Origin of the sequence: Bradyrhizobium sp. 4 (assembly GCF_023100905.1) — a bacterium.
Taxonomy (GTDB): Bacteria; Pseudomonadota; Alphaproteobacteria; order Rhizobiales; family Xanthobacteraceae; genus Bradyrhizobium.
Window position 1 is genome coordinate 4,576,456 of sequence record NZ_CP064686.1, and the last position, 22,942, is coordinate 4,599,397.

29 protein-coding genes are annotated in these 22,942 nt (G+C 64.5%); 17 read left to right on the plus strand and 12 right to left on the minus strand.

Annotation, left to right across the window (positions count from 1 at the left end; translation table 11 throughout):
* The first annotated feature begins 110 nt into the window (after positions 1–110).
* A complete protein-coding gene (locus IVB45_RS21555) occupies positions 111–719 on the plus strand; it encodes a TetR/AcrR family transcriptional regulator (RefSeq protein ID WP_247361657.1) in 609 nt (202 codons plus the stop codon).
* A gap of 358 nt (positions 720–1,077) precedes the next feature.
* Here IVB45_RS21555 and IVB45_RS21560 read toward each other — a convergent pair whose 3' ends face one another.
* On the minus strand, positions 1,078–1,848 hold the full coding sequence (locus IVB45_RS21560) for an outer membrane beta-barrel protein (protein ID WP_247286836.1): 771 nt from the start codon (positions 1,846–1,848) through the stop codon (positions 1,078–1,080).
* A gap of 221 nt (positions 1,849–2,069) precedes the next feature.
* On the opposite strand from IVB45_RS21560, the gene IVB45_RS21565 reads away from it, so the two are divergent.
* The 3 genes from IVB45_RS21565 to IVB45_RS21575 all read left to right on the plus strand — a co-directional run bounded on the left by IVB45_RS21565 (position 2,070) and on the right by IVB45_RS21575 (position 3,580).
* Positions 2,070–2,342, plus strand: coding sequence for a hypothetical protein (locus IVB45_RS21565; RefSeq protein ID WP_247361659.1), 273 nt, complete (start codon positions 2,070–2,072; stop codon positions 2,340–2,342).
* Between the two features lie 49 nt (positions 2,343–2,391).
* A complete protein-coding gene (locus IVB45_RS21570; protein WP_247361662.1) occupies positions 2,392–3,051 on the plus strand; it encodes a hypothetical protein in 660 nt (219 codons plus the stop codon).
* A 295-nt stretch (positions 3,052–3,346) separates the two neighbouring features.
* Positions 3,347–3,580, plus strand: a complete 234-nt coding sequence (locus tag IVB45_RS21575; protein ID WP_245287767.1) for a hypothetical protein — start codon at positions 3,347–3,349, stop codon at positions 3,578–3,580.
* A 287-nt stretch (positions 3,581–3,867) separates the two neighbouring features.
* Here the strand turns inward: IVB45_RS21575 and IVB45_RS21580 are convergent, their stop codons facing one another.
* Positions 3,868–5,241 carry a PleD family two-component system response regulator gene (locus tag IVB45_RS21580; protein ID WP_027567334.1) on the minus strand — a complete coding sequence of 458 codons (1,374 nt, stop codon included), beginning with the start codon at positions 5,239–5,241 and terminating at the stop codon, positions 3,868–3,870.
* A 14-nt stretch (positions 5,242–5,255) separates the two neighbouring features.
* Complete coding sequence (locus tag IVB45_RS21585; RefSeq protein ID WP_007611272.1) at positions 5,256–5,621, minus strand: response regulator; 366 nt, start codon at positions 5,619–5,621, stop codon at positions 5,256–5,258.
* 254 nt (positions 5,622–5,875) lie between these two features.
* Between IVB45_RS21585 and IVB45_RS21590 the strand changes: the two genes are divergently transcribed.
* Genes IVB45_RS21590 through IVB45_RS21600 form a run of 3 tightly spaced genes read left to right on the plus strand, consistent with a single transcriptional unit; the run spans position 5,876 to position 7,880 of the window.
* Positions 5,876–6,187, plus strand: a complete 312-nt coding sequence (locus tag IVB45_RS21590; RefSeq protein WP_247361663.1) for a DUF3572 domain-containing protein — start codon at positions 5,876–5,878, stop codon at positions 6,185–6,187.
* Positions 6,184–7,473 carry a DNA polymerase IV gene (locus IVB45_RS21595; RefSeq protein WP_247361665.1) on the plus strand — a complete coding sequence of 430 codons (1,290 nt, stop codon included), beginning with the start codon at positions 6,184–6,186 and terminating at the stop codon, positions 7,471–7,473. Before IVB45_RS21590 ends, IVB45_RS21595 begins: the two co-directional genes overlap by 4 nt.
* Positions 7,473–7,880, plus strand: coding sequence for an ACT domain-containing protein (locus IVB45_RS21600; protein WP_247361667.1), 408 nt, complete (start codon positions 7,473–7,475; stop codon positions 7,878–7,880). The genes IVB45_RS21595 and IVB45_RS21600 overlap by 1 nt, the downstream gene beginning before the upstream one ends.
* Before the next feature lie 41 nt (positions 7,881–7,921).
* On the opposite strand, the gene IVB45_RS21605 is transcribed toward IVB45_RS21600, so the two are convergent.
* Both IVB45_RS21605 and IVB45_RS21610 read right to left on the minus strand, forming a co-directional pair.
* Positions 7,922–8,323 (minus strand): RidA family protein, encoded by a 402-nt coding sequence (locus IVB45_RS21605; RefSeq protein ID WP_085351382.1) that lies wholly within the window; start codon positions 8,321–8,323, stop codon positions 7,922–7,924.
* Between the two features lie 65 nt (positions 8,324–8,388).
* Positions 8,389–9,234: a cell envelope integrity EipB family protein gene (locus IVB45_RS21610; RefSeq protein ID WP_007611285.1), complete on the minus strand. Its 846-nt coding sequence runs from the start codon at positions 9,232–9,234 to the stop codon at positions 8,389–8,391.
* Between the two features lie 235 nt (positions 9,235–9,469).
* Here IVB45_RS21610 and IVB45_RS21615 point away from each other — a divergent pair, with 235 nt between their 5' ends.
* The 4 genes from IVB45_RS21615 to IVB45_RS21630 are packed head-to-tail and all read left to right on the plus strand — an operon-like array spanning position 9,470 to position 12,466.
* On the plus strand, positions 9,470–9,937 hold the full coding sequence (locus IVB45_RS21615; protein ID WP_007611287.1) for a RidA family protein: 468 nt from the start codon (positions 9,470–9,472) through the stop codon (positions 9,935–9,937).
* Between the two features lie 5 nt (positions 9,938–9,942).
* Entirely contained in the window at positions 9,943–10,689 is a 747-nt protein-coding gene (locus tag IVB45_RS21620; RefSeq protein WP_247361669.1) for a glycerophosphodiester phosphodiesterase, read from the plus strand.
* Positions 10,690–10,743: 54 nt separating this feature from the next.
* On the plus strand, positions 10,744–11,985 hold the full coding sequence (locus tag IVB45_RS21625; RefSeq protein ID WP_247361671.1) for a GNAT family N-acetyltransferase: 1,242 nt from the start codon (positions 10,744–10,746) through the stop codon (positions 11,983–11,985).
* Between the two features lie 52 nt (positions 11,986–12,037).
* The gene (locus tag IVB45_RS21630) at positions 12,038–12,466 is read left to right on the plus strand and encodes an HIT family protein (protein WP_247361672.1); all 429 of its coding nucleotides are present in this window, start codon (positions 12,038–12,040) and stop codon (positions 12,464–12,466) included.
* A 109-nt stretch (positions 12,467–12,575) separates the two neighbouring features.
* On the opposite strand, the gene tsaA is transcribed toward IVB45_RS21630, so the two are convergent.
* From tsaA to IVB45_RS21650, 4 genes are all read right to left on the minus strand, one after another.
* On the minus strand, positions 12,576–13,067 hold the full coding sequence (gene tsaA, locus IVB45_RS21635) for a tRNA (N6-threonylcarbamoyladenosine(37)-N6)-methyltransferase TrmO (protein ID WP_247361675.1): 492 nt from the start codon (positions 13,065–13,067) through the stop codon (positions 12,576–12,578).
* Positions 13,068–13,098: 31 nt separating this feature from the next.
* Entirely contained in the window at positions 13,099–13,449 is a 351-nt protein-coding gene (locus IVB45_RS21640; RefSeq protein WP_007603256.1) for an AzlD domain-containing protein, read from the minus strand.
* Complete coding sequence (locus IVB45_RS21645) at positions 13,446–14,186, minus strand: AzlC family ABC transporter permease (RefSeq protein ID WP_027567343.1); 741 nt, start codon at positions 14,184–14,186, stop codon at positions 13,446–13,448. Before IVB45_RS21645 ends, IVB45_RS21640 begins: the two co-directional genes overlap by 4 nt.
* Before the next feature lie 105 nt (positions 14,187–14,291).
* A complete protein-coding gene (locus IVB45_RS21650) occupies positions 14,292–15,239 on the minus strand; it encodes a transglycosylase SLT domain-containing protein (RefSeq protein ID WP_247362756.1) in 948 nt (315 codons plus the stop codon).
* 114 nt (positions 15,240–15,353) lie between these two features.
* Here IVB45_RS21650 and IVB45_RS21655 point away from each other — a divergent pair, with 114 nt between their 5' ends.
* Positions 15,354–16,394, plus strand: a complete 1,041-nt coding sequence (locus tag IVB45_RS21655) for a TRAP transporter substrate-binding protein (protein WP_346015317.1) — start codon at positions 15,354–15,356, stop codon at positions 16,392–16,394.
* A gap of 55 nt (positions 16,395–16,449) precedes the next feature.
* On the opposite strand, the gene IVB45_RS21660 is transcribed toward IVB45_RS21655, so the two are convergent.
* Positions 16,450–16,650, minus strand: a complete 201-nt coding sequence (locus tag IVB45_RS21660; RefSeq protein WP_027567346.1) for a hypothetical protein — start codon at positions 16,648–16,650, stop codon at positions 16,450–16,452.
* Between the two features lie 606 nt (positions 16,651–17,256).
* Between IVB45_RS21660 and IVB45_RS21665 the strand changes: the two genes are divergently transcribed.
* On the plus strand, positions 17,257–17,895 hold the full coding sequence (locus IVB45_RS21665; protein WP_027567348.1) for an HAD family hydrolase: 639 nt from the start codon (positions 17,257–17,259) through the stop codon (positions 17,893–17,895).
* A gap of 4 nt (positions 17,896–17,899) precedes the next feature.
* Here IVB45_RS21665 and IVB45_RS21670 read toward each other — a convergent pair whose 3' ends face one another.
* Together IVB45_RS21670 and IVB45_RS21675 are read right to left on the minus strand one after the other, a co-directional pair.
* Complete coding sequence (locus IVB45_RS21670) at positions 17,900–18,940, minus strand: phenylacetaldoxime dehydratase family protein (protein ID WP_247361680.1); 1,041 nt, start codon at positions 18,938–18,940, stop codon at positions 17,900–17,902.
* A 27-nt stretch (positions 18,941–18,967) separates the two neighbouring features.
* On the minus strand, positions 18,968–19,984 hold the full coding sequence (locus IVB45_RS21675) for a carbon-nitrogen hydrolase family protein (protein WP_027567350.1): 1,017 nt from the start codon (positions 19,982–19,984) through the stop codon (positions 18,968–18,970).
* A 196-nt stretch (positions 19,985–20,180) separates the two neighbouring features.
* On the opposite strand from IVB45_RS21675, the gene IVB45_RS21680 reads away from it, so the two are divergent.
* From IVB45_RS21680 to IVB45_RS21695, 4 genes are all read left to right on the plus strand, one after another.
* Positions 20,181–21,137, plus strand: a complete 957-nt coding sequence (locus tag IVB45_RS21680) for a helix-turn-helix domain-containing protein (protein WP_247361683.1) — start codon at positions 20,181–20,183, stop codon at positions 21,135–21,137.
* A gap of 98 nt (positions 21,138–21,235) precedes the next feature.
* A complete protein-coding gene (locus IVB45_RS21685; protein ID WP_247286866.1) occupies positions 21,236–21,472 on the plus strand; it encodes a hypothetical protein in 237 nt (78 codons plus the stop codon).
* Positions 21,473–21,588: 116 nt separating this feature from the next.
* Positions 21,589–22,614 (plus strand): aldo/keto reductase, encoded by a 1,026-nt coding sequence (locus IVB45_RS21690; RefSeq protein ID WP_247361685.1) that lies wholly within the window; start codon positions 21,589–21,591, stop codon positions 22,612–22,614.
* 88 nt (positions 22,615–22,702) lie between these two features.
* A complete protein-coding gene (locus IVB45_RS21695) occupies positions 22,703–22,864 on the plus strand; it encodes a hypothetical protein (protein ID WP_247361687.1) in 162 nt (53 codons plus the stop codon).
* Positions 22,865–22,942 lie beyond the last annotated feature (78 nt).

The window sequence follows — 22,942 nt, forward strand, 5'->3', positions numbered from 1 at the left end:
GCGACGCGAGCGCCGTCGTCTGCAATATCGGTTGATTTTGGTTACACAGACCTGTGTACTTAGGCTATGGTTAGCGTGCGCTGTCAAGCGATCAGGACATTCACCGCCGCATGGCTCCCCCGCCCGCCCCACAGACGATGAAAGAGCGGATCCTCGAGACCGCCGACAAGCTGTTCTATCTGCAGGGCATTCGCGCCATCGGGGTCGACACCATCGCGGCCGAGATCGGCATCTCCAAGCGCACGCTCTACAACCACTTCCCCTCCAAGGACGCGTTGATCGCGGCCTATCTGGAGCGCCGCTTCGTGCAGCCCCGCCCCTCCGACAAGCCCCCGGCCGAGCAAATCCTCGCCACCTTCGATTCGCTGGAGCGCCGCTTCGCCGCAAAAGATTTTCGCGGCTGTCCGTTCGTGAATGCGGTCGCCGAGCTCGGCCCGGCGGACCGCGCCGTGAAGAAGATCGCCATCGCCTTCAAGGAAAGCCGCCGCGTCTGGTTTCGCGACCGCCTCAACGAGCTCGGCGTTGCGAACGCGGAGGCGCTCGCAACCCAGCTCGTGCTGCTGGTCGACGGCTCCATCGCGCAGGACCTCGTCCGCGACGACCCCGCAATGGCCCGCGCCGCGAAGGAAGCGGCGACAGTGTTGCTGCGGAATGCCGGGGTGGATGTGGGAGATGAGGCTGCGGTGAAGCCAGGCAGGCGGCCGGCTCGGCATCCCTGAAGCAGCTGCAAGATCATAACCCGGTTCGCTCGCCGCAAGAAGTCTGATCAGGCAAGCACGTACCCCAACGTCCGTTTGCCGTGCTTCACCTTCGATCCCTTGAAGAGAGCGAACTCTTAGTCCGCTTTTGAACCAGAAGCTGACTTCGCTCAGCCCTTCTCTCGTAGGTCCAGAAACCGCCAGGGGGACCTCCGCCAGAAAACCTCTCCGGGGTGTCTCTCGACCAACGCGGGTGTGTTGAGTTTGAGGGTCTTCACTCTTGCGTCGGGGTAAAGCGGTGTTAGTGAACAACAGAACACGCAAAGAAGCCGGCGCAAGGCCGGCTTCTGCGTATTCTAGTGCTGAAAGAAAGCGAAGCTCAATACCTCGCGGCGGCCGGGCCACCGAAGCGGTAGTTGAGGCGCGCCGTGACCACGTCGACGTCTTGGCTGATGCGATCAACCCGGACGAGGGTCCCCGCCGGAACCAGCAGACCTGTCGACGACATCGTTACATCGCGGTCACCCATGAACATGTGATTGTACTCCACGCCGACTGACCAGTTCGATGCGAAGCCGTACTCCAAACCAACGCCGACGGTGCCGCCCCAGCGGGTCTCCGTAGCTGAATCGAAGGCCAGGTCGCCGGGAATGGTTCGACCTGTGTACTTGTCGCGGGTGACGGCCGCGCCGCCCTTCACGTAAAGCAGCGCATTGTTCCAGGAATAACCGACTTGTCCGGTGAAGAGGCCGAAAGCGTCGATCTTGGATTGGTTCCGGGCGATGATGAAGGTGCTGGAGTTCGATCCGTTGAAGTCTGCCCAGTTTCCCTGTGCTTCAAGGCCGAAAACGTAAGGTCCGGTCTGCCAACGGTAGCCGATTTGACCGCCGACCGTGCCGCCAGATGCATCGTGGCAGCCTTCCGCCCCGGCAGGAACAACCGCAAATGCACCGAACTGGGTCATATCCCAGCACTTGCGGCTCGTACCCCAACCGCCGTTAGCGCCAATGTAAAAGCCGCTCCAGTCATACATCGCAACCGCCATCGGAGGCGCCTTGGTGTACGGACGGGCCGCCAGATCGGCCGCGCTCGCCGGAGCTGACAGACCCAGAACGAGTATCCCGGCCGCCGCCGCTAGAAGCCTTTTCATACGAGTGTCTCCCCAGGAAAATGAGTTCAATGAATCGGTGCGTTCGCCCACCTGCCGATTGCAAGCTACGGCATTCGCTCCTCGGTTGCTGTAGTCGGCTTGCAACACCGGCTTCCAAAAAAGGGCCAGAAACCTCCCACTTGGTCAGCAATCGCGGGAACCAAAACCCCGCTTGGGTGCATACCGGCTGGTCTAGTGCATCCGAAACGGAGATTGCCACGATGACGACCATCCACATGGACTCCTCCGTCAGCCAGACCGCCACCCGCGCCGTTATGAACGGAGGAGTTCTGGCCTGCACAAAGACCAGCGACAAGGACGTTTATTCTCATTCAATTTGGGCGACCGAAAGCAACATCCGGCAGTTCACGATGCATGAAGGGGACAGCATCGTCATCCCGCCCGGTTCGAGCGTGACGATATGGATATTCCGCACGCAGCCGGGAAAATCGACCTGGACCATGGACTTCGAACTCAAGGAAAAGGCTGCCTGACAAGCCATACGAAACAGCCGCTCTCGGAAAACCGGGAGCGGTCACCTGCATGACCGAACTGAAAGGAACCATCGTCATTTCGGCGTCGTTGACCTTCTTTACACCGGAGAAGGTCATGAACCGAAAATCGCTTCTTCTTACAGCCGCGCTGTCCTTCGCTGTTGCCGCTCCCGTCTTCGCCCAAGGCGGCGGCGGAGGTGGTGGTGGCGGAGGCGCGGGTGGCGCGGCCGCGAGCGGCGGCGCCTCCGGATCATCCGCGAGCTCAGGCGCAGGTACTGGCACGTCTGGCGCCGCCAACGGAGGCCCCTCGGCGCCATCCGGCATGGGCACAAACGGAACTTCCACCGGCGCTCACACCAACAACTCTCCAACCAACCCGAACGTTCAGCCCCCCACGCCGAACGGAAATACCGCGAGCACACCGGCCGCACCGGCCAGCTCGGGCACGAGCGGCACCGCGTCCGGGTCGACACAGACGGGCACGCCAAACGGGACCGACAGGTCTGGCATCACGGCAACCAACGGTGCCAATAGCGACAACAAGGCTCAGATCAGCCCCGCGGAGCAAGCAAGGACGGGGATCAAGACGCTTCCACAGGATCAAACTCCAGGAGCCGTCAGTGCGCCCGGCGTTGGTGTCGGTCATGCGGCGAACGGCTTGCCGATCGGCACGCCCGGGTCGGGGACCAGCAACGTCGATCAGAAGTAACCCGGAGTTTCTCCATCTCCACAGGGCCCGCTACGGCGGGCCTTTTCTGTGACGTCCTGAAGGGAGTGGAAGGCCTAGGGCTGCGAGGGCGAGACATGGCGTAAACTTGGCATCAGGCGGCCCTGCCGATACACTGGTTTCTTTTTGGGGCGCGCCCATGATTAGATTTTCGTCGTTGCTGCCATTTCCACTTCTGATCATCTGTAGTCCGGCCGCGGCTGACGAGATGAAGATCCAATTCGCGTTTGCACCTCCCCGGCCCTGCACCACCGTCTTTCCGAATCCCGAAATCAAGATGAAAAGTGTTCCCCCCGGCACGCGCACGATCGTCGTCAGGTTTCGCAGAGAGAAGAACTACGAGATGGGCGGCCAGGAGATCCCATTCCCCTCAGATAACATCGTGAAGCCGGAGAGCTTACGAACCTGGGGCCCCTGCAATTCCGGCCTGTACACTTACGAGATCATCGCAAAGTCCAGCACGGGCGCGGCTCTGGCCAAGGCAGAATGGTCGGAGCCGTATCCTCCCTGACTTGAAGGGTGGACGCCCGCTTGTCCGGACGCGGCGTGCCGAATTCCCCGCCGGAGCCTGTCATCGGGCTCGCCGAAGGCGAGACCCGGTGGCGGGGAATGACGGCTGAGTTCGTGGGGCGTTCGGGATGTTAGCAGCATGCTCCTGTTTTGCCCGACGAGTCAAACGGCGTTGGCGGCTGCAACAACCCGTTTTGCAGCTGACGTAAGCCATTGATCCGACTGGCGTCGGCTACTGTGCATGGGGTTGTTTTCGCGTTTTTTTTGCGCCGGCCGGCGCGAGCGGCCTCACGCCGCGTGCGAGACCACGCGATTGCGGCCGTCGTGCTTGGCGCGATACAGCGCGGTGTCGGCGCGTTTGAGCACGTCGCCAACCGCCTCGCCCTTCTGCTCCAGCGTGGTCAGGCCGATCGAGATCGTGACCTCGATGCGCTTGGTGCCCTTGTGGATCGCAAAGGGCTCGCCGGCGATCGAGCGGCGCAGCCGCTCGGCGACCATGCCGGCGACATGGAGATCGGTCTCCGGCATCACGATGACGAATTCCTCGCCGCCGTAGCGGCAGGCAAGGTCAATGCCGCGGATCGACTTGCGGACCCGCACGGCGAATTCGCGCAGCACGTCGTCGCCGGCGTCGTGGCCGTAATTGTCGTTGATCGACTTGAAGTAGTCGATGTCCAGGATCATCAGCGCCAGCGGCTTGCCGCGCGTTGCGGCCTGCTCGGCCAGCGTCGCGAGATGGCTCTCCATGTAGCGGCGATTGTGCAGCCCGGTGAGCGCGTCCGTGATCGCCATCTCGATCGAGTTCTGCACGTTGTCGCGCAGATGGTCGGTGTAGCGGCGCCGCCGGATCTGGGTGCGGGCACGCGCCAGCAGCTCGATCTTGTCGATCGGACGCAGCAGGTAGTCGTTGACGCCGATCTCGAGCCCACGCAGCAGCCGCGTCGAGTTCTCGGGGTCGGCGATCGCCAGGATCGGCACATGCCGCGTGCGCTCCAGCGAGCGCGCCTGGCTGCACAGCCGAAGCCCGTCGAAATTGTTGAGGTCGAGCGAGACGATCAGCAGATCGTAATTGCCCTCGGCGGCGTGGAACAGCGCCTCCGTCGGGTTCGGCTCGACATCGATGGTGTGCTCGGCGGCGAGGATCGTCGCCAGCCGCTCATAGGAAGACTGGCGGTCGTCGACCAGCAGAATGCGGCCGCCCTTGCCGGTGTCGGAGATTGCACTGCGCTCGGGTGCCTGCATGCCGATCTCGAGCGAGGTGATGGCGCGCATGCGCAGCTCGTCCGTCATCATCTTCAGCCGCGTCAGCGAGCGCACGCGCGCGATCAGCACGACATCGGAGACGGGTTTTGTCAGGAAATCGTCGGCGCCGGCCTCCAGCCCGCGGTTGCGGTCGGCCGGGCTGTCGAGCGCGGTGACCATCACGACGGGAATGTGATGCGTGGCCGGATCGGTCTTGAGGCGGCGGCAGACCTCGAAACCGTCGATGTCCGGCATCATGACGTCGAGCAGGATGATGTCGCATTCGGCGCGGGCGCAGATCGCCAGCGCCTCGGTACCGTTGGCGGCGGTCATCACGTCGAAATATTCGGCGGACAGGCGGGCTTCGAGCAGCTTGACGTTGGCAGGGACGTCGTCGACGACGAGAATACGCGCGGACACTGTGAACTCACTTCCTATCCGATGAAACGTCGGACCGTCTCAATGAATTTGCCGACCGAGATCGGCTTGGACAAATAGGCCTCGCAGCCGCCCTCGCGGATGCGCTCTTCGTCGCCCTTCATCGCGAACGCCGTGACGGCGACGACGGGAATATTGCGCAGTTCCGGATCGTCCTTGATCCAGCGCGTCACCTCCAGGCCCGAGACCTGCGGCAATTGGATATCCATCAGCACGAGGTCGGGCCGCATCTTGCGAACGAGGTCGAGCGCCTCGTAGCCGTTGCTGGTGCCGGTGGTCTGGTAGCCGTGCGCCTCCAACAGGTCGCGGAAGAGCTTCATGTTGAGCTCGTTGTCTTCCACGATCAGGACGGTCTTAGCCATCCCGCCCTCCTGATTGGTCCGCAGACCGATGCATGTGACGCCTCAGGCGCCGGTCGCCGGCGCTTCGAAAACTGGATTCAAACTAGCCTCGAATTCGCTTGAGTTTCGTTAAACCCGAGGGCCGACTTTCTGCGATGTGGTTTCCAGTTGCTTGTCGGGGGTCGCAAGACTTGGGCAAGAGACTTGGAAACGAGACTCGGGCATGGTGGCCCCAAAGTAGACACCTAAAGTTAACGGAAAGGCAAACCGGCCACGTGAAAAAGCCTGTTCACAACCCGCGCGAAGTCGCTGAAATCGTTGCGCTTCAGGCGCTGTCTTTCGTCGCGGGCGAGCCGGAGCGGCTGGGCCTGTTCCTGGCCGAGACAGGGGTCGGCCCGGAGATGCTGCGCAATGCGGCCTCGGACCCCAATTTCCTGCTCAGCGTGCTCGATTTCGTGATGCGCGACGACGCCACCGTGAAGGCCTTTGCCAGCACTGCGGAACTGCATCCGACCAACGTTGCCGCGGCGCGGCAGGTTCTCGGCGGCGCGCTCGGCGACCCCAATTGGGAGCGCGACGTGCCGTGACCTCCCTGGAGACGGCCGGACCCCGCTGCTTCTGCCGGGATTGTTCGGCCGATCTGGATATGGGCGTGCGGCGCTGTTCCGCCTGCGGTTCCCCCCGCCTCGCCCGCCACCGCGCGCTCGCAAGCCTGACCATCGCCCATATCGACTGCGACGCCTTCTACGCGACCGTCGAGAAGCGCGACAATCCCGACATCGCCGACAAGCCCGTCATCATCGGCGGGGGCAAGCGCGGCGTGGTGTCGGCCGCCTGCTACATCGCCCGCACCTACGGCGTGCGCTCGGCCATGCCGATGTACAAGGCGCTGGAAGCCTGCCCGCATGCGGCCGTGATCCCGCCGAACATGACGAAATATGTCCGGGTTGGGCGCGAGGTGCGCCAGGCCATGCAGGCGCTGACGCCGCTGGTCGAGCCGCTCTCGATCGACGAGGCCTTCCTCGATCTCTCCGGCACCGAGCGGGTGCACGGCATGATTCCGGCCAAGGTGCTGGCGCGGTTCGCACGCAACATCGAGCGCGACATCGGCATCAGCGTCTCGGTCGGCCTCTCCTGCAACAAGTTCCTGGCGAAGATCGCCTCCGACCTCGACAAGCCGCGCGGGTTTGCCGCGCTCGACCAGGAGGAAGCGCGCGAGATGCTGGCCGACAAGCCGGTCGGTTTCATTTTCGGCGTTGGACCCGCAACGCAGGAGCGTCTGGTGCAGCGCGGCTTCCGCATCATCGCCGACCTGCAGAAGGCCGACGAGATCGAGATGATGCGGCAGTTTCCGAGCGACGGCCGCAGGCTGTGGCGGCTCGCGCGCGGCATCGACGACCGCCGCGTCGAGCCCGATCGGGGCGCCAAGACGATTTCGAGCGAGACGACGTTCGAGACCGACATCCGGGATTTCGCGACGCTGGAAAAGATCCTGTGGCGGCTGTGCGAGAAGACGTCGTCTCGCCTGAAGAGCAGCGAGCTCGCCGGCTTGACCGTCACGCTGAAGCTGAAGACCGCCGATTTCCGCCAGCGCACCCGCTCGCAGTCGATCACGGCCCCGACGCAGCTTGCCGCAAAGATCTTTTCGATCTGCCGCGAGATGCTGGCGAAAGAGATCGACGGCACCGCCTTTCGCCTGATGGGCGCCGGCGTCAGCGCCCTGCGCGAGGGCTCGGTGGCCGACGACACCGACATGCTCGACCGCCGTGCCGCCCACGCCGAGCGCGCGGTGGACAGCTTGCGCAAGAAATTCGGCAGCGCCGCAGTGATCCGCGGCATCGCCTACGAGGGGCCGGAAAAGGCGCAGGAGTGATGACAGGCGAACGCGATCTCGACGCGCTGCTGAAACACATGAAGCCGGAGATGCGGCCGGGCATTTTCGTGTTCTGCACGATCCCGACAGACCAGCCGATCCCCGCGGCGCTCAGCCCTTTGCTGACGTTCCGCGAGCAGGAAGGAACGACGCTCGTGATCACTCGCGAACAGGCCGAAGCGGCGGGACTACGCTACGCGTTTGCATCGTGCCTGATCACCCTGACGGTTCACTCCGCACTCGATGCGGTGGGCTTTCTGGCCGCAATCACGGCACGCCTCGCCACAGCCGGCATCAGCGTGAACGCCGTTTCGGCGTTCCACCACGATCATTTGTTTGTGCCGGCTGACGGGGCGGACGACGCGATGGTTCTTCTGCAAGAGATGTCCAAGGCTACGCGCTCGTAGCCCGGACTACGCTTCGCTCCATCCGGGCTACGGGAAAGATCTCAATCCGCGACCGCCACCGCCTCGATCTCGATCATCCATTCCGGCGCGGCGAGCGCCGAGACGCCGACGAGGGTGCTGGCCGGCGGCTCCATGCCTTCGAAGAAGGCCGAGCGGGCCTTGCCGATGATCGGGCGCAGCTCCGGCTTGTAGTTCACGACGAAGGTCGTGATCTTCACGATGTTGGCGTAGCTCGCGCCGGCTGCTTTCAGCGCGTGCCCGAGATTCTGCATCACCTGTGTGGTCTGCGCGGCGATGTCGCCCTCGCCGACGATCCGCCCCTCCTCGTCCACCGACACCTGGCCGGAGATGTAGATCGTCCGCGCCCCCGTGGCGGTGACGACATGCGAATAGGCGGGATTGTGATGCAGGCCGCTGGGGCGGAGATGATCGAGCTTGGGCATGGTGAGCCTCCCGGATGTTTGTGGTTGGGAGGAGCGTAGCCAGAGACCGCGTTGCAGGCCAGCCCTCAATTGCAGGGCTTGCTGTCCTTCGCGTCGAACTTTCCCATCGCGCCCGAAATCACAAAATCGTTGTAATCGAGCACAAGCTGGCGCGAGACGCCGTTCTCGTAGAGCTCGAACGCCATCGCGTAGACCGGCGTCTGCTCGCCTTCCTTCTGCTGGGCCTCGCGGTCGAAATAGCTGACGGTGACGGGCCAGCGCTTGAGCGACTTCATGTGCTCGTCTGACGTCGACGGATCGGGCGAACCTTCGCGTTCGGCCGGGATCGGCTGGCCGATCACGGTCAGCGTGTTGTAGACCTTCTGGCCATCGTCGGAGCCGTCATAGACGGAGAGTTCGAGCAGCGACTTGCCGTCCTTCGCGGCGGCAATGATGCGCTGGATCTGTTCGGTCGGGAATACGATCTTGCCGTCGAGCGTAAAGCTCTTCGGTGCCGGCAGCTTCAGCTTGACATTGATGTGGTCGCCGTCGCGCTCCGCCGAACCGTCGACCCGGCCGGCGTCAGCCTCGTTCATCCGCGTCTCGATCTTGAAGCGGTAGCTTTTACCGCCAGCGTCCTCCCAGGAATTGGAGCGGAGGTCGCTGAGCGTGACCTTACCCTCGCCGCTGTCGAGCTCGGAGACCTGGCGGAATTCGGAGGTGTAGCCCTCGCACGAACTTCCCGTGAAATTGTAGAGGATGCGACCGCGCGCACTGTTGATCGAATTGGAGCGCGATTTCACCAGGCTCAAATCATAGAGCGCCTGATGCGCGAGGAACGGACCGTTCGCGGCCAGCGCCCCGCCTCCGGGGCCGAGAGCGGCCGCCGCGAGCGCCGTCACACCGAGCGAAGTCCGGAAAAGGTGCAGCATGTCTGGTCCCTTGGGGAAAGCGCAGATTCGACATTTTAATGAACGTTCCATTGCGTCGCAACTGAGGCCGTTTCACGTAAAGTTGCGGCCCCCGCGTTGAACCTCCTGCCCTGCCTCAACAAAATCCCACCCCGAGGGTTGCTTGCATGTGGCGGCACGATGGGCGAAACAGGTCCCGCCCCGGGCTGCATCGGATGCGCCGGGGCTGATGGATTTTTGGACAACGAGGTCGGACATGGCGGGAACGGTCGAGCAGAAGCTGGCGGAACAAGGCATCAAGCTGCACGAGGCCCCCACCCCCGTGGCCAATTACGTGCCGTTCGTGCGCACCGGTAATCTGCTGTTCGTCTCGGGCCAGGTCTGCTTCGATCCCGCCGGCAAGCTGATCGCCAAGGGCAAGCTCGGCGCCGGCGTGACCATCGAAGACGGCGCCGCCGCCGCCCGCGGCTGCGCCGTCAACCTGCTGGCCCAGGTCAAGGCGGCGCTCGGCGACCTCGACAAGGTCGTGCGCGTGGTGCGCCTCGGCGGCTTCATCAACTCGGCGCCGGACTTTCTGGACGGGCCGAAGGTCCTCAATGGCGCCTCCGACCTGATGGTCGCCGCCTTCGGTGACAAGGGCCGTCATGCCCGCACCACCGTCGGCGTCGCCTCCCTGCCCGCGGATGCGGCGGTCGAGGTCGAAGGCGTGTTCGAGGTCGCCTGAGGCGAATGCGCGCTCCTGATTGGCTGACAGCCCGCCCGGTCGCCCATCGCGGCCTGCACGACATTTCCCGCGGCATCGTCGAGAACATGCCGGGCGCGGTGCAGGCTGCGATTGCGGGCAATTTCTCGATCGAGGTCGACATCCAGCTCTCCGCCGACGGCGAGGCCATGGTGCATCACGACCATGCGCTCGGCCGCCTTACCGAGGCCACCGGCCCGCTGGTCGAGAAAACCGCCACTGAACTGAAGGCGCTCACGTTCAAGGACACGGCCGAGCGGATGATGTCGCTCAGCGACCTCTGCGGCTTGGTCGCCGGCCGCGTGCCACTAGTGATCGAGATCAAGAGCCATTTTGACGGCGACCGCAAGCTGGTGAAGCGGATGGCCGAGGTCCTGGCGTCCTATGACGGCCCCGCCGTCGGAATGTCCTTCGACCCGGACCAGGTGCTGGCGCTGCGCGAGCTGCTGCCTTCCCGTCCCCGCGGCGTCGTCGCGCAGCGGAGCTATCAGGACGAATACTGGGCCTACCTGACCCAGGAGCAGCGCGATAGCATGCTGTACCTGCGCCACGGCTTCCAGACCCAGCCGCACTTCGTCGCCTTCAGGGTCGACGACCTGCCCGCCCCGGCCCCCTGGATGGCCCGCAATTTGTTCGGCTGCGCTCTGCTCGGGTGGACCGTGCGTACGACCGAGCAGCGGACGCGGGTCGCGCAACATGCGGACCAGATGATCTTCGAGGGCTTCGTGCCGTAGGCTTGATGTTTCCCACTCTTGAAGTCGCTGCTGCAATGCACGATCTTGGGCACGATGGCACCATCCGAAATCACCCTTGAGGCCGTACCTTCCATTGGCGAATTATCGCCGGACGACTGGGATGCCTGCGCCAATCCCGGCAAGTCTTGCAACGGGCATGACAAGGGAACCTCATCCGGGCTTCCAGGCGATTCTCTCGGCCTCTCAAAGCCTGCCTATAACCCCTTCGTCTCTTACGCGTTTTTATCGGCCGTTGAGAAATCGGGTTCGGCCACGATCCGCACCGGCTGGGGACCGCGGCATCTCGTGGCTAAGATCGACGGCCGCGTCGCCGGTGTCGTGCCTTGCTACCTGAAATCGCACTCGCAAGGCGAATATGTCTTCGACCGCGGCTGGGCCGATGCCTATGAGCGCGCCGGCGGGCGCTACTACCCGAAGCTGCAGGTTTCGGTTCCCTTCACGCCGGCCACGGGACCGCGGCTGCTGGTCCGCGACGGCGTCGACCACGCGCGTATCACGGAGGCACTGGCGAGCGGGCTGGTGGCGCTGTGCGGCGTCAGCAAGGCTTCCTCGGTCCACGTCACCTTCGCCCGCGAGGCGGAGTGGAAGCTGCTGGCCGAGCACGGCTTCCTCCAGCGCACCGACCAGCAGTTCCATTGGCGCAACGAGGGTTTTGCGAGTTTCGACGATTTCCTGGCGACGCTGAACTCCCGTCACCGCAAATCAATCAAGCGCGAGCGGCGCGATGCACTGGCTGCCGGGATCACCATCCACTGCCTCACGGGCAAGGACATCACCGAAGATGCCTGGGACGCCTTCTTTCAATTCTACATGGAGACCGGCTCACGCAAATGGGGCCGGCCTTATCTGACGCGGGAATTCTTTTCGCTGATCGGCGAGACCATGAGCGATGACGTGCTGCTGGTGATGGCGCGCCGCAACGATCGCTGGATCGCGGGCGCGATCAACTTCATCGGATCGGACACGCTGTTCGGCCGCAACTGGGGTGCGGTAGAGCATCATCCCTTCCTGCATTTCGAGGTCTGCTACTATCAGGCGATCGACTTCGCCATCAAACGCAGCTTGGCGTATGTCGAGGCGGGCGCACAGGGCGAGCACAAGATCGCACGCGGCTACCTGCCACGGACCACCCACTCCGCTCACTTCATCGCCGATCCGGGCTTGCGCCGCGCCATCGACGATTACCTCAAGCGCGAGCGCGCCTATGTCGCGGAAGCCGGACGTGAGCTGGCCGAGCTCGGCCCGTTCCGCAAAGGCGCCGACGAGGTGCCTTGACGGTTCGCTGCGGCTGGTGACAGTAATCGCAAAATTCCAGGGAGCCGCCGCCATGACCGCCTACGACCCCAACAATATCTTCGCAAAGATCCTGCGCGGTGAATTCTCCTGCCACAAGGTTTACGAGGATGAGCACGTGCTCGCCTTCCTCGATATCATGCCGCGGGTACCTGGCCACACCCTGGTGATTCCAAAAGCCCCTGCCCGCAACATCCTCGACATCAAGCCGGACGACTACGCGCATGTCGCCCGCGGCGCGCACAAGATCGCAGCCGCGGCGATGACGGCATTCAAGGCCGACGGCATCACCGTGCAGCAGTTCAACGAGGCGGCCGGCGGACAGGTGGTGTTTCATCTCCACATGCACGTGATGCCGCGCCACGACGGCGTGGCGATGCTTCCGCCCGCCAGCCGCAAGGAAGACATCAAGGTCCTGGAAGAGAACGCGACCAAGTTGATCGCGGCGTTGAAAGCGGGCTGACGCTCTCCACGCGTCATTGCGAGCGCAGCGAAGCAATCCAGACTGTGTCCGTGGTGGCGGTCTGGATTGCTTCGTCGCAAGAGCTCCTCGCAATGACGGAGGAGAGACTTCACTCCGTCTGGAAATCCCCCGGCTGCGGCGCGGCCAGCGGCGTGAACTCGCAACGATCCGGCTTGATGTCGATCAGTGGCGTGTTGTCGAGGCAATCGAGCCCGCGCACCAGAATCGCGTTGCCCTCGATACCGACGAGCTTCACTATCGACGTGCCGATCGGATTGGGGCGCACCGGCGAGCGCAGCGAAAACGTGCCGCGGGTCTTCTCGTTGTTCTTCGGGCTTTGCAGGACAATGTCGCGGCGCGACTTGTCGAGCCAGTAGAGCACTTCGAGATTGCCGTAGAAATCGACGCCCTTGATCGCCGGCACGAACGGCTCGAAGATCTCGAGGCGGCATATCGGGCCGTCATGCCGGCCCTGTCGCGGGGTCTCCAGCCGCGAGCTCCAGGGCGTACGGATGCGGCCGATGAAGACGAGGCCGGCATCCTGCGTCGGCGGCAGCTCGATGGAGACTTCACCCTCGCGGAGCTCGTTTTCGCGAACCATATTTCCGATTCCCTGCTGTTCGCCGGCGGTTTTAGCCCAACCACCACTTGCCGGCCAGCATGAAGACTTCGCCCGCGACCACGCCCGCGAAGATCGAGCGGCGGGTCAATAGGAAGACGACGAGGCCGGCGCCGACCGCACCGTAGCGCAAGGCATCCGGCACGCTCGCAAGCGCCCCGGGCGGCTCGACCACGATCTGGGCGATGACGCCGGCCAGGATCGCGGTGGCGACCGCCCGTACCCAGACCAGAAGCTCGGAGCCCTCGTCGATGCCGCCGCCGAACCACAGGCCCAGCATACGCCATATCTGGTTGGGAACGACGCCGGCCACGAACAGCACCGCCAGCGCGTGCCAGTCGCCAATGAGCTGCGCAAAGCTCATGCGCGCACCTCCCGCCACCAATGCACGCCATAAGCGATGGTGCCGGCGACGAGGCCGCTGACGAGGATGTCGAGGCCGGAATTCATCTTCGCGGCCAATGGATAGAGCAGAACCCCCATCGCGAGCGCGACGACGTCGGCGACCTCGCGGCTGTTGCGCGCGGTCGAGAACAGGAAGGACAGCGGCGTCAGCAAAAGGATCGCCGCCCCAAGCGTCTGGGTCAGATTCGCGGCAAGGAAATAGCCGACCGTGTTGGCGGTGAGACACACCGAGACAAGTCCGAAGCCAAGTCCGTTGACGAATGCGATCCGGCGTTCACGCGGCACCTGCGGCAGGAAGCGATGGCATTCGACCCACAGTGTCACCGCGGTGAGATGCGCCGCGAAAAACAGCTCGCGCCGCTTCGTCGTCGGCGTGCGCATCAGCGGCAGCACCGAGACCACCATCGGAAACAGGCGGACGGCGCTGACCGTGACTGCGATCGCCGACTGGATGATCGTCGCGCCTGAGCCGAGCGTGGTGATCAGGATGATCTGCGCCGGCCCCGCCCAGACGAACAGTGTCGAGCAGAGCGCCCATAGCAGGCTAAAATGGGTGTCGTGGGCGAGCGCGCCAATGCCGAGATAGGTCGCGAACAGGACGAGGGTGAGGATCGTCTGCGTGATCGAGCGCAGTCCCCACGCAAAGGCGCGCCAGGGACTTTGCCATTGAGGTGAATCGAGCGGAGGAAGCGCCACGGGAGTCTTGGCCGGGTGAGGAATCGTGCCTGCATAACGGGCAATGCGGCGCCTCGCGTCAAGGAAGCGCGCGGCGGGGCTGGCATGCACGCTGGGACAGATGCCCTATCCGCTCACACCGCGATTCTTCAGCACGAAGCATGCCCCGCCAGCCTTGCGGATGCGACCGCAGAGTTCATCCGCCTCGCTCCGCGTATCGGCGCCGATGCGCACCTGGTATAAGGCGCGCGTGCCACGGCTGCGCATCACTGAGCTCAGCAGGCTCGGATCACGTTCGCCGATCACGGCGCCCAGCCGCGTGACCGCGCGGGAATACATCGCCAACGCCCGGTTGCGGTCGAAGCCCGCGGCGAGCTGCACACCCCAGATCTTTGCAGCCGCAAGCTCCACATGCTGCTCGAGCTCGGCGACGAAGGCATTCGGCGCGCGCTTCAACAGCGCCATCAGATCCCGGCAGCTTGTCGGCGGCGCGCTGGGCGGCCCTTTGCCGGTCGCGCCAGCCTTGGCCCAGGCATCGACGCTCGTGCCAGTGATGGCAAGAACGTAATTGCGGGTCTGCTCCGGCATGCCGCCGGTGCCGGCGAGCCATTCCTGCACTCGGCGCGGTCCGGCATTGTAGGCGGCGGCGGCCAGCCCGAGATTGCCAAACTGGTTGCGCAGCTCGTTCAGGAATTCCGCCGACTTCGGCAGCGCCTGCACCGGATTGAAGGGATTGAGCAGCCCGCGCTCGCTCGCGGTGCCCGGCATGAACTGCGCGATCCCCTGCGCGTGTTCGCCGCTGCGCGTCATGGGCCCCACTGCATCGGCCTGGAAGCGGCTCTCCTGCCAGATCACGCGGGCGAAGAACTCCAGCGGCAGATTGGCATCGCGCGCTGCCGCCTCGACGATCAGGCAGATCGATTCCCGCGTGTCGCTCTCGCGCGCTTCCGCGGGCTTCGCCGGCGGCGTCGCGAGCTCTTCGACGCTGGGGACAGCGACATCGGTCTTGGCGGGCGAACTGTCCCACGCCGCGGCCTGGGTCGCCGAGACGAGCAGCGCGGGGATAATGCACATCGCCGTCTGCACCCATCCTGTGCAGGCATGGCGGTGGCGCGCCTCGGCGCGGCATGCGACAATGTGATCTGCCATGTTGTGGCATCGTGCCATGGTTCGACGAGTTGCCAATATATGTTGCCTGACCTCCTTCTCCCAATGCGTTACCCCGCCAAACGGATCCGCACGATCCTTGTCCTCGCCGCGCTCATCCTGAGCGTCGCGCCAGCCGCCGCGCAGCTGGCGTCTCAGGACGCGTCTCAAGTCAATTGGCGGATGACCACGGAATACCCCGAGAATAACATCTCCGGGATTGGACTCTCGACTTTCGCCAGCCGCGTCTCCGACCGTACCCACGGTTTCGTGACCGTGACCAACGCCTTCGACAATCAGCTCAAGATCAACTCGGGCGAGATGCCGCGCGCGGCGCTGGACGGCCGGATCGCCGGCGGCGATGCCTTCGCGGGCGCGCTCTCGGGCCTCGATCCCGTGCTCGGATTGTCCACCCTGCCCTTCCTGGTGCAATCGGTGGATCTTGCCCGCGCCACCAATCTGCGGGCGCGCCCGCTCTATGAGAAGGCGCTCGCGGCGCGCGGCCTCAAGCTGCTGTATGTGACGATTTGGCCGGCCACGGGCCTCTGGTCGGAGCGGCCGCTCGAAGGCGCCGACGATTTGCCGAAACTGAACTTGCGAACCTACGATGCCAACTCCACCGAGGTCATGCGCGCGGCCGGCGCGAACGCGCAATTCCTGCCGATGGACGCGGCGCTCGCCGGACTGAGGGAACACCGGCTGAATGCCTTCCTCACCTCCGGCGACGGCGGCGCGGGGCGCAAATTGTGGGACTTCCTGCCGCGTTTCACGGCCATCAACTACGCGATGCCAATCTCGATTGCCTTCGTCCGCAGCGACGCCTTTGCCGAACTCTCCGAGCCGATGCAGCGCGAGGTGCTGGCCGCGGCGGCCGAGACAGAACAGAGCCAGCTCGCGCTACTGACCCACCGCACCATCGAGAACTATGCGCGCATGCGCGACAATGGCGTCCATATCGCCGAGCCGGCGCCTGCGTTCCTTGTCACGGAGCTTCGGAAGGCAGCAACGAACGCCATCGCCGCCTGGGAAACCCGGGCAGGCGCGGAGGCGACCGCCATCGTCGAATGGGCGAGACAGCAATGAGGGAGCGCTAGCGGCATCAGCAATGAACGCTCCGCTGGTGTCGCTGCCTACTGCCTTAGTCTTTGACCGGAACCGGGATTTCGCCCCGGATGGCGCGGTCGAGGGCATCGATCAGCGCCTGGATCTCGATGAACTTGTTGCGCGCGCGCTCGGCCGTGTCGCGCACAAAGGGAGCGGCCAGCACTTTCGCATGCGCGTCCCTGTCCTCGATCATGCGATCACGGGCCTTCTTCAGGGTTTCAAGTCGCTCGCTCATCCGGCCTCTCCTGGAAAATTGTCTCGACCTCTCGTCCGGGTTCGCCGATCAACGAGAACGCGGCGAACGAGCACCTCTCAACAGCCGCGACAGATGTTCTTCAGCTTCGCTGCGGTTCTGGCCTCTTCCGCCACGAACGGGTCCTTGTAGGCAGCACGCGATCCATCGTTCTCCGCAGCAGCGGGCTTTTTTTCCTTCGGAGGAAACGCAGCATCGTAGCAGGCGAGACGTCCGCTCGTGCTTTCGATCGCGCGGCAGTCCGGTCCTGCCGCGACAGCGCCTTGCGGCAGTGTCCCAAGTATCAATGTGCCAAGCATCGACGCGACAAGAAGCGCTCTCCGGCGGATCCGGTAAACCAGACGAAAACGAGTCATGCACGCTCCTGCTTAGTCGGCGGGAGCGCTGGTGACCCTCAGTCACCGGTTGATGCCAAGGAAGGGCGGTGATGGCACGACTCTACGCTTCCCTCCCGCGAATAGCGAGCTTTAAGGGATATGCGGTATCGGGAAGGCGAATTTCGGCGTGATGATGGTTACGCGTTTGCCTTGGTCCCCGGCCTCGTTTAGGTCTGGCAATAGGCGGCGGTATCAACACAGGCGCGGCAATATGGTGACAATCTATTTCGATCTCGACGGCACGCTGACCGACCCGAAGCCCGGGATCACGCGCTCGATCCAGTACGCCCTGGAGCGGCTCAACGTCGCGGTGCCGAGCGAGGACGAGCTGACCTGGTGCATCGGCCCGCCGCTGCATGCCAGCCTGCAAAAGCTCACGGGCAGCGCGGAACTCGCCGATCGGGCGCTGCTGCTCTATCGCGAGCGCTTCAGCGAGGTCGGCCTGTTCGAGAACGAGGCCTATGCCGGCATCATGGACACGCTGACAACGCTTGCCGCGACAACACCGCGCATGTTCGTGGCGACCAGCAAGCCCGCGGTCTACGCCACCCGTATCGTCGAGCATTTCGGCCTGAAACCGTATTTCGAGCGCGTGTTCGGCTCCGAGCTCGACGGCACGCGCGTCGACAAGCGTGACCTGCTGCGTTACGCGCTCGACGAAGCCAAGGTCGATCCTGCCAGCGCGATCATGATCGGCGACCGCAGCCATGACGTGGTCGGCGCCCGCACCAACGGCATGACCGCGATCGGCGTGCTCTATGGCTACGGCAGCGAGGCCGAGCTGCGGGACGCCGGCGCGCATCACATCTGCGCCGCGCATCCCGAGTTGCTCGGTCACTGCGTGATCTAATCGATCAAGCGCTGACGGTCTCCACCGCCGCCAGCATGCCGGTCCTGGGGTGACAGTTCAGATATTCGAAGAACTGCTCGTCGGCAGCCGCCACGGTGACCTCGTGGTAGAGCCGCAGTTTTGCCGAGGGGCCGAGCGTCGAGAGGTACTTCATCGCTGCGCCGAATATCCTGACGTGGGTCGGATGCGATTCCGCCCACCGCTCCAGCGCAGCCAGGCTCTTCCACCAGCTTTGACCGTAGGACTTTTCACTCGCGTCCCCACCGGCTGCAAGCACGCGCATGTAACGGTTGGCGTAGCAGCCGATGCCGAGGCCGTCATTGCGCAGGAAATCCATGCCCTCGCGCAACACCGGTTCGACGTCGTCGAGATAGAGCTTTCGCTCCGAGGTCTCGGTATCGCTCCAATCCTGGCCTGATCGGATCAGGCACAGATTGTCGTGCGCCTGCACGCGCAGCCGCGCGCCGTCGCGGATCAATTCGGGATTGCCGCCCGGCAACATTGGATCGGTCTGCGACAGCGGGATGCGGTCGCGCATGCCGCCCCAATAGGCGTGCTCCTGCACCTCGCCGCTCATGCCGCCGGCAATAGCGGCGACGCCCTCCGGCCGGCCGAGCGAGGAAAATAGCGTCTCGTGCCGCGCCACAATGGGGCGCAGCACCTCGATGAAAGTGCCGATGCCCCCGCGCTGCGTTCCGGTCCAGGCCTCGCGCGCCGGTGCAAACCATTTGTCGAACCGCGCAATGTCGTCCCAATAGGCCACCGAGACGACGTTCTCGTAGCCGGCCTGATCAACATATTGCGCGCGGTCCCAATGCGAAGGACCGCCTTCCGCGGCAAACCGCGCCGCGATGTCGGCGAGCGCGTCCGTTGCAGCCGCCGACGCCGTGCCGCGATACTGAAGGCCGAAATAGGCCATCACGACCCGGTTCACTCCAGGCTTATAGCGCGCCACGAAGGACGGGTATGGCGGCTGGTAATCGTCCGGCACGCGCTTGTGGCGCGTGCGTGGAGTCTCGAGATGCAGAGGAATTGCGGATTCCATGATCGTGCCTCCCCTTGATTCCGGCGATCAGCTCGCCGCCGCGGCAATGTCCGTGGGCTCGACGGTGTCGACCGGCAGCGCAAACTGCTCGACGCGCTGGTATCGCTTCTTGTTGAGCAGGAGCCGCGTCACATCAGGGCGCGAATAGTGCCCGGCTGGATCAGCGGCGTTCTTGGCGACACCGATGGCGCCAAGATCGATCTCGGCAATCAAGAGGCCCTCCTGGTCCGGCGCGAGCTTGTCGCCGATCTGGCTGCCATCGGGGCCGTAGATCGCAGCGAAGCCACCGCCGGCATGCAGCAGCGCGTGCTTGTCCGGCCGATCGCAGAGCTCGTCGATCATCGCTTGCGAGACCGTCGCGCAAGGGGCGAGCACGAAGCAGGAGCCCTCCACGGCATAGACGCGCGAGGCGGCGTTATTCACCTCGGCGCCGAGCGCCGGCGCGAAGGGATCGTAGAGCGAAAAGCTCGGCCAGGCCGCGACATGGACCTGCTCGTTCTGGGCATACATCGCGTATTTCGACAGCGGCTGCAGATGCTCCCAGCAGCACAATGCGCCGATGCGGCCGATGTCGGACCGCGCGTGCACGGCGAGATCGCTGCCGTCGCCCTCACCATAGACAGTGCGCTCGGCATGGGTCGGCCGCAGCTTGCGGCGCTTTGCGATGGTCTCGCCGTCCGGCCCGATCAGCCATTGCGCCAGATAGAGACTGCCGCCGTCGCGCTCGGACAGACCGAGCACGGCAGTGAGCTTGGCCTTGCGCACGGCATCACGCAGCCGCTCGGCCTGCGGATTGTCGTAGGACAGCGAATTGTCGAAATAGCGCTGCACGAAGCCGCGGCCGATCGCCCAGGCCGGCGAATCCATCCAGATGTGCCAGGGGTAGCCGGGGATGAAGGCTTCCGGAAAGGCGATCAGCTTGGCGCCCTTCTCGGCGGCGTCCCTGATCAGGGCGATCGACTTGTCGATCGAGGCATCGAGATCGAGCCAGGCGGGCGCCGCCTGCACCACCGCGACCTTGTATTTCGGATGTTCGATGCCCATTCCCACCTCCCTTGCCGGTTGATCGGAAGCCAGGTCCGATGCAGTCTATTTGACCAAGCCGGGCGGCGGGCGCTCGACCACGGCGGAACAAAAACTCGACCGGACGGAATCGTCGGCCCGGTACGGGATTTGCCTCCGTCAGTGGGGACCTGCGCCGACACGCGATTTTGCGGGATGTGAAAGGGAGGCTCTGCAGATGCCAATCCAGTTCACCACGGACGACAGCCCAGGCCACCGCCGCCTTGCGCTCTGGCAGGATATCGTCTGCGACGTTTTCGTCGGACTCGACTGCAAGTCCGATCTTGGCAGCGCCTTTCGCGGCTCGGTCACCCGGGCGCCACTGGGCAAGGCGGAATGCTCCGAGGTCTGCTCCGACCGTCAGCACGTGTTGCGCACGCCCTCGCGCATCGCGCGCTCGGATCAGGATTTCATCCTGATCGCGCTCGGCAATCGCGGCGCCGGCGCTGTGGTGCAGGACGGCCGCGAGGCCGTGGTGCATCCGGGAGAATTTGCGCTCTATGACACCACCCGTCCCTACGAGCTGAAATTCGACGGCATCTTCACGCAGACCATCTTCAAGGTGCCGCGCGAGATGCTGCAGCGCCGGCTCGGCGCGACCGAAACCCTTACTGCCAGCGCTTTCGGACCAGACTCGCCGCTGCAGCGGATCGCCTACGATTTCATCTACCGGCTCTGCCAGAGTGCGGATCAGATCGATCCGCACCACGCCGCCGCTCTGTCGGAACAGGCCGTCGATGTCCTGGCGATGGCACTTGGCGAGCGGCTGGGCAAGACGCCGCTGCCGTCCTCGACCCATCGCTCCGCCCTGCTCTACCGGCTGAAGGCGCATATCCGGGCTCATCTTGCCGATCCCGATCTCTCGCTCTCCGAGACCGCAGCGGCGCTCGGCATCTCGTCCCGCTACGTCAACGATCTCCTCGCCGACGAGGATACCTCGTTCCAGCGCTACGTCCTCGGTGAGCGCCTCGCCCAATGCAGGCGCGACCTCGCCTCCCCCGTGCTCGCTCACCGCCACATCAGCGAGATCGCCTTCGCCTGGGGCTTCAACGACCTCTCGCATTTCGGCCGCGTCTTCCGCGAGCATTTCGGGATGTCACCGCGTGACTTCCGGCAGAGCCAGTCGCGGCATTGAGGTCCGGTTAGCCACTGGCCCGAGCCTTCGCTTCAGGCGAAGGCGGTGCTCGTGAATTCCGGATTGTCAGGTGCAGCTGCCGGGATCAGGCTCTGCACATGAGAAACAACGCGACGATAAGCGGATCGGAAGTCTTGCTCGGCGTGATCGCGATCCGGCTCGCGTTCCTGGTCGTGGTGGGCTGGAGCCTGACGCTCCTGCCGCAGCAGGCGCGCGAGAGCGAGGTCGCCTGCCTTCGATCGCCACTAGCGAGGAGCGCGGCTCGGCTTCCCGCGACGACGGTCGGTCCGCGCGTGATCGACGCAGCATTCGATGACATGCGTCTGCACGACTAGGCCTCTCCCAAGCAAGGCCGGTATGTGAGCGCGGCGTAGGACACGGCGCGTGCTTGCACTACCATCCGGCACAGAGGTCGCGGGGATCAATCAGCGGCCAGCCGAGGAGCAAATCGATGGAATACCGACGCTTGGGCCGCTCGGGCCTCATGGTGCCCGCCTTGAGTCTTGGGACCGGCACCTTCGGCGGCGTTGGCCGCCTCGCTGCGTGGGGCGCGACTGACGCGACCGAAGCGCGGCGCCTTCTGGATATCTGCCTCGATGCCGGCGTGTCGATGTTCGACACCGCGAACGTCTATTCGCTCGGCGAATCCGAGCGCGTTCTCGGCGAGGCCATCAAGGGCCGCCGCGACAAGGTTTTGGTCTCGACCAAGGCGACGTTCCGTTTTGGCGACGGCCCCAACGAGATCGGGTCGTCGCGCCAGCATCTGCTCGCGGCCATCGATGCTTCGCTGAGCCGGCTCGGTACCGATTACATCGACCTGTTCCAGCTCCACGGCTTCGACGCCTTCACCCCGCCTGAAGAGGTGCTCGCCACTCTCGATGTGCTCGTGCGTGCCGGCAAGATCCGCTACGTCGGCGTGTCGAATTTTTCGGGCTGGCACCTGATGAAATCGCTTGGCGTTGCCGACAAACATGGCTTCCCGCGCTACGTCGCCAACCAGACCTATTATTCACTGATCGGACGCGACTACGAATGGGAGCTGATGCCGCTCGGCCTCGACCAGGGCCTCGGCGCAGTGGTCTGGTCGCCGCTCGGATGGGGGCGCCTCACCGGAAAGATCCGCCGCGGCCAGCCAAAGCCTGACGTAAGCCGCTTGCCCAAGACGGCTGAGTTCGGCCCGCCCGTGCCGGACGAGCACGTCTATCGCGTCGTCGAGGCAATCGACGAGGTCGCCAAGGAAACCGGCAAGAGCGTCTCGCAGATCGCGCTGAACTGGCTGCTGCAGCGTCCGACCGTTTCGACGCTGATCATCGGCGCGCGCAACGAGACGCAGCTGCGCGAAAATCTCGGCGCGGTCGGCTGGTCATTGACCAAGGACCACATCGCAAAGCTCGATGCGGCGAGCAAGGTGACGCTGCCCTATCCCTACTGGCACCAGCGCACGACTTTCACCGACCGCAATCCACCGGCGGTGTAGCGGCCGGGGCGCCGGCGCAGTCCGGCTTGAGCTGCATCAAGCCGGTCCGCGCCGACAGTGGCATCGTGCGCACCCGCGAGGCAGCCCGATGCGCCGATTTGCCACGAAGGTCCTGTTCACCGCTCTCAATCTCAACCGCGCCGAGCGGAGCGGAATCGATTGGGACCGCGCCATCCGGATCGTCTCGACCGCGGTGACGGTTGGGCTCGTCGCGCTCTATGTGTTCGGGAAGTCGACCTCGCGCTGGTGAGCCCGCGAACGCCGTTCCGACCCATGCCCGCGGTGCCGGGAGACCCGCTCCCGGCGCAGGAACCGCCCGTATCCTGCC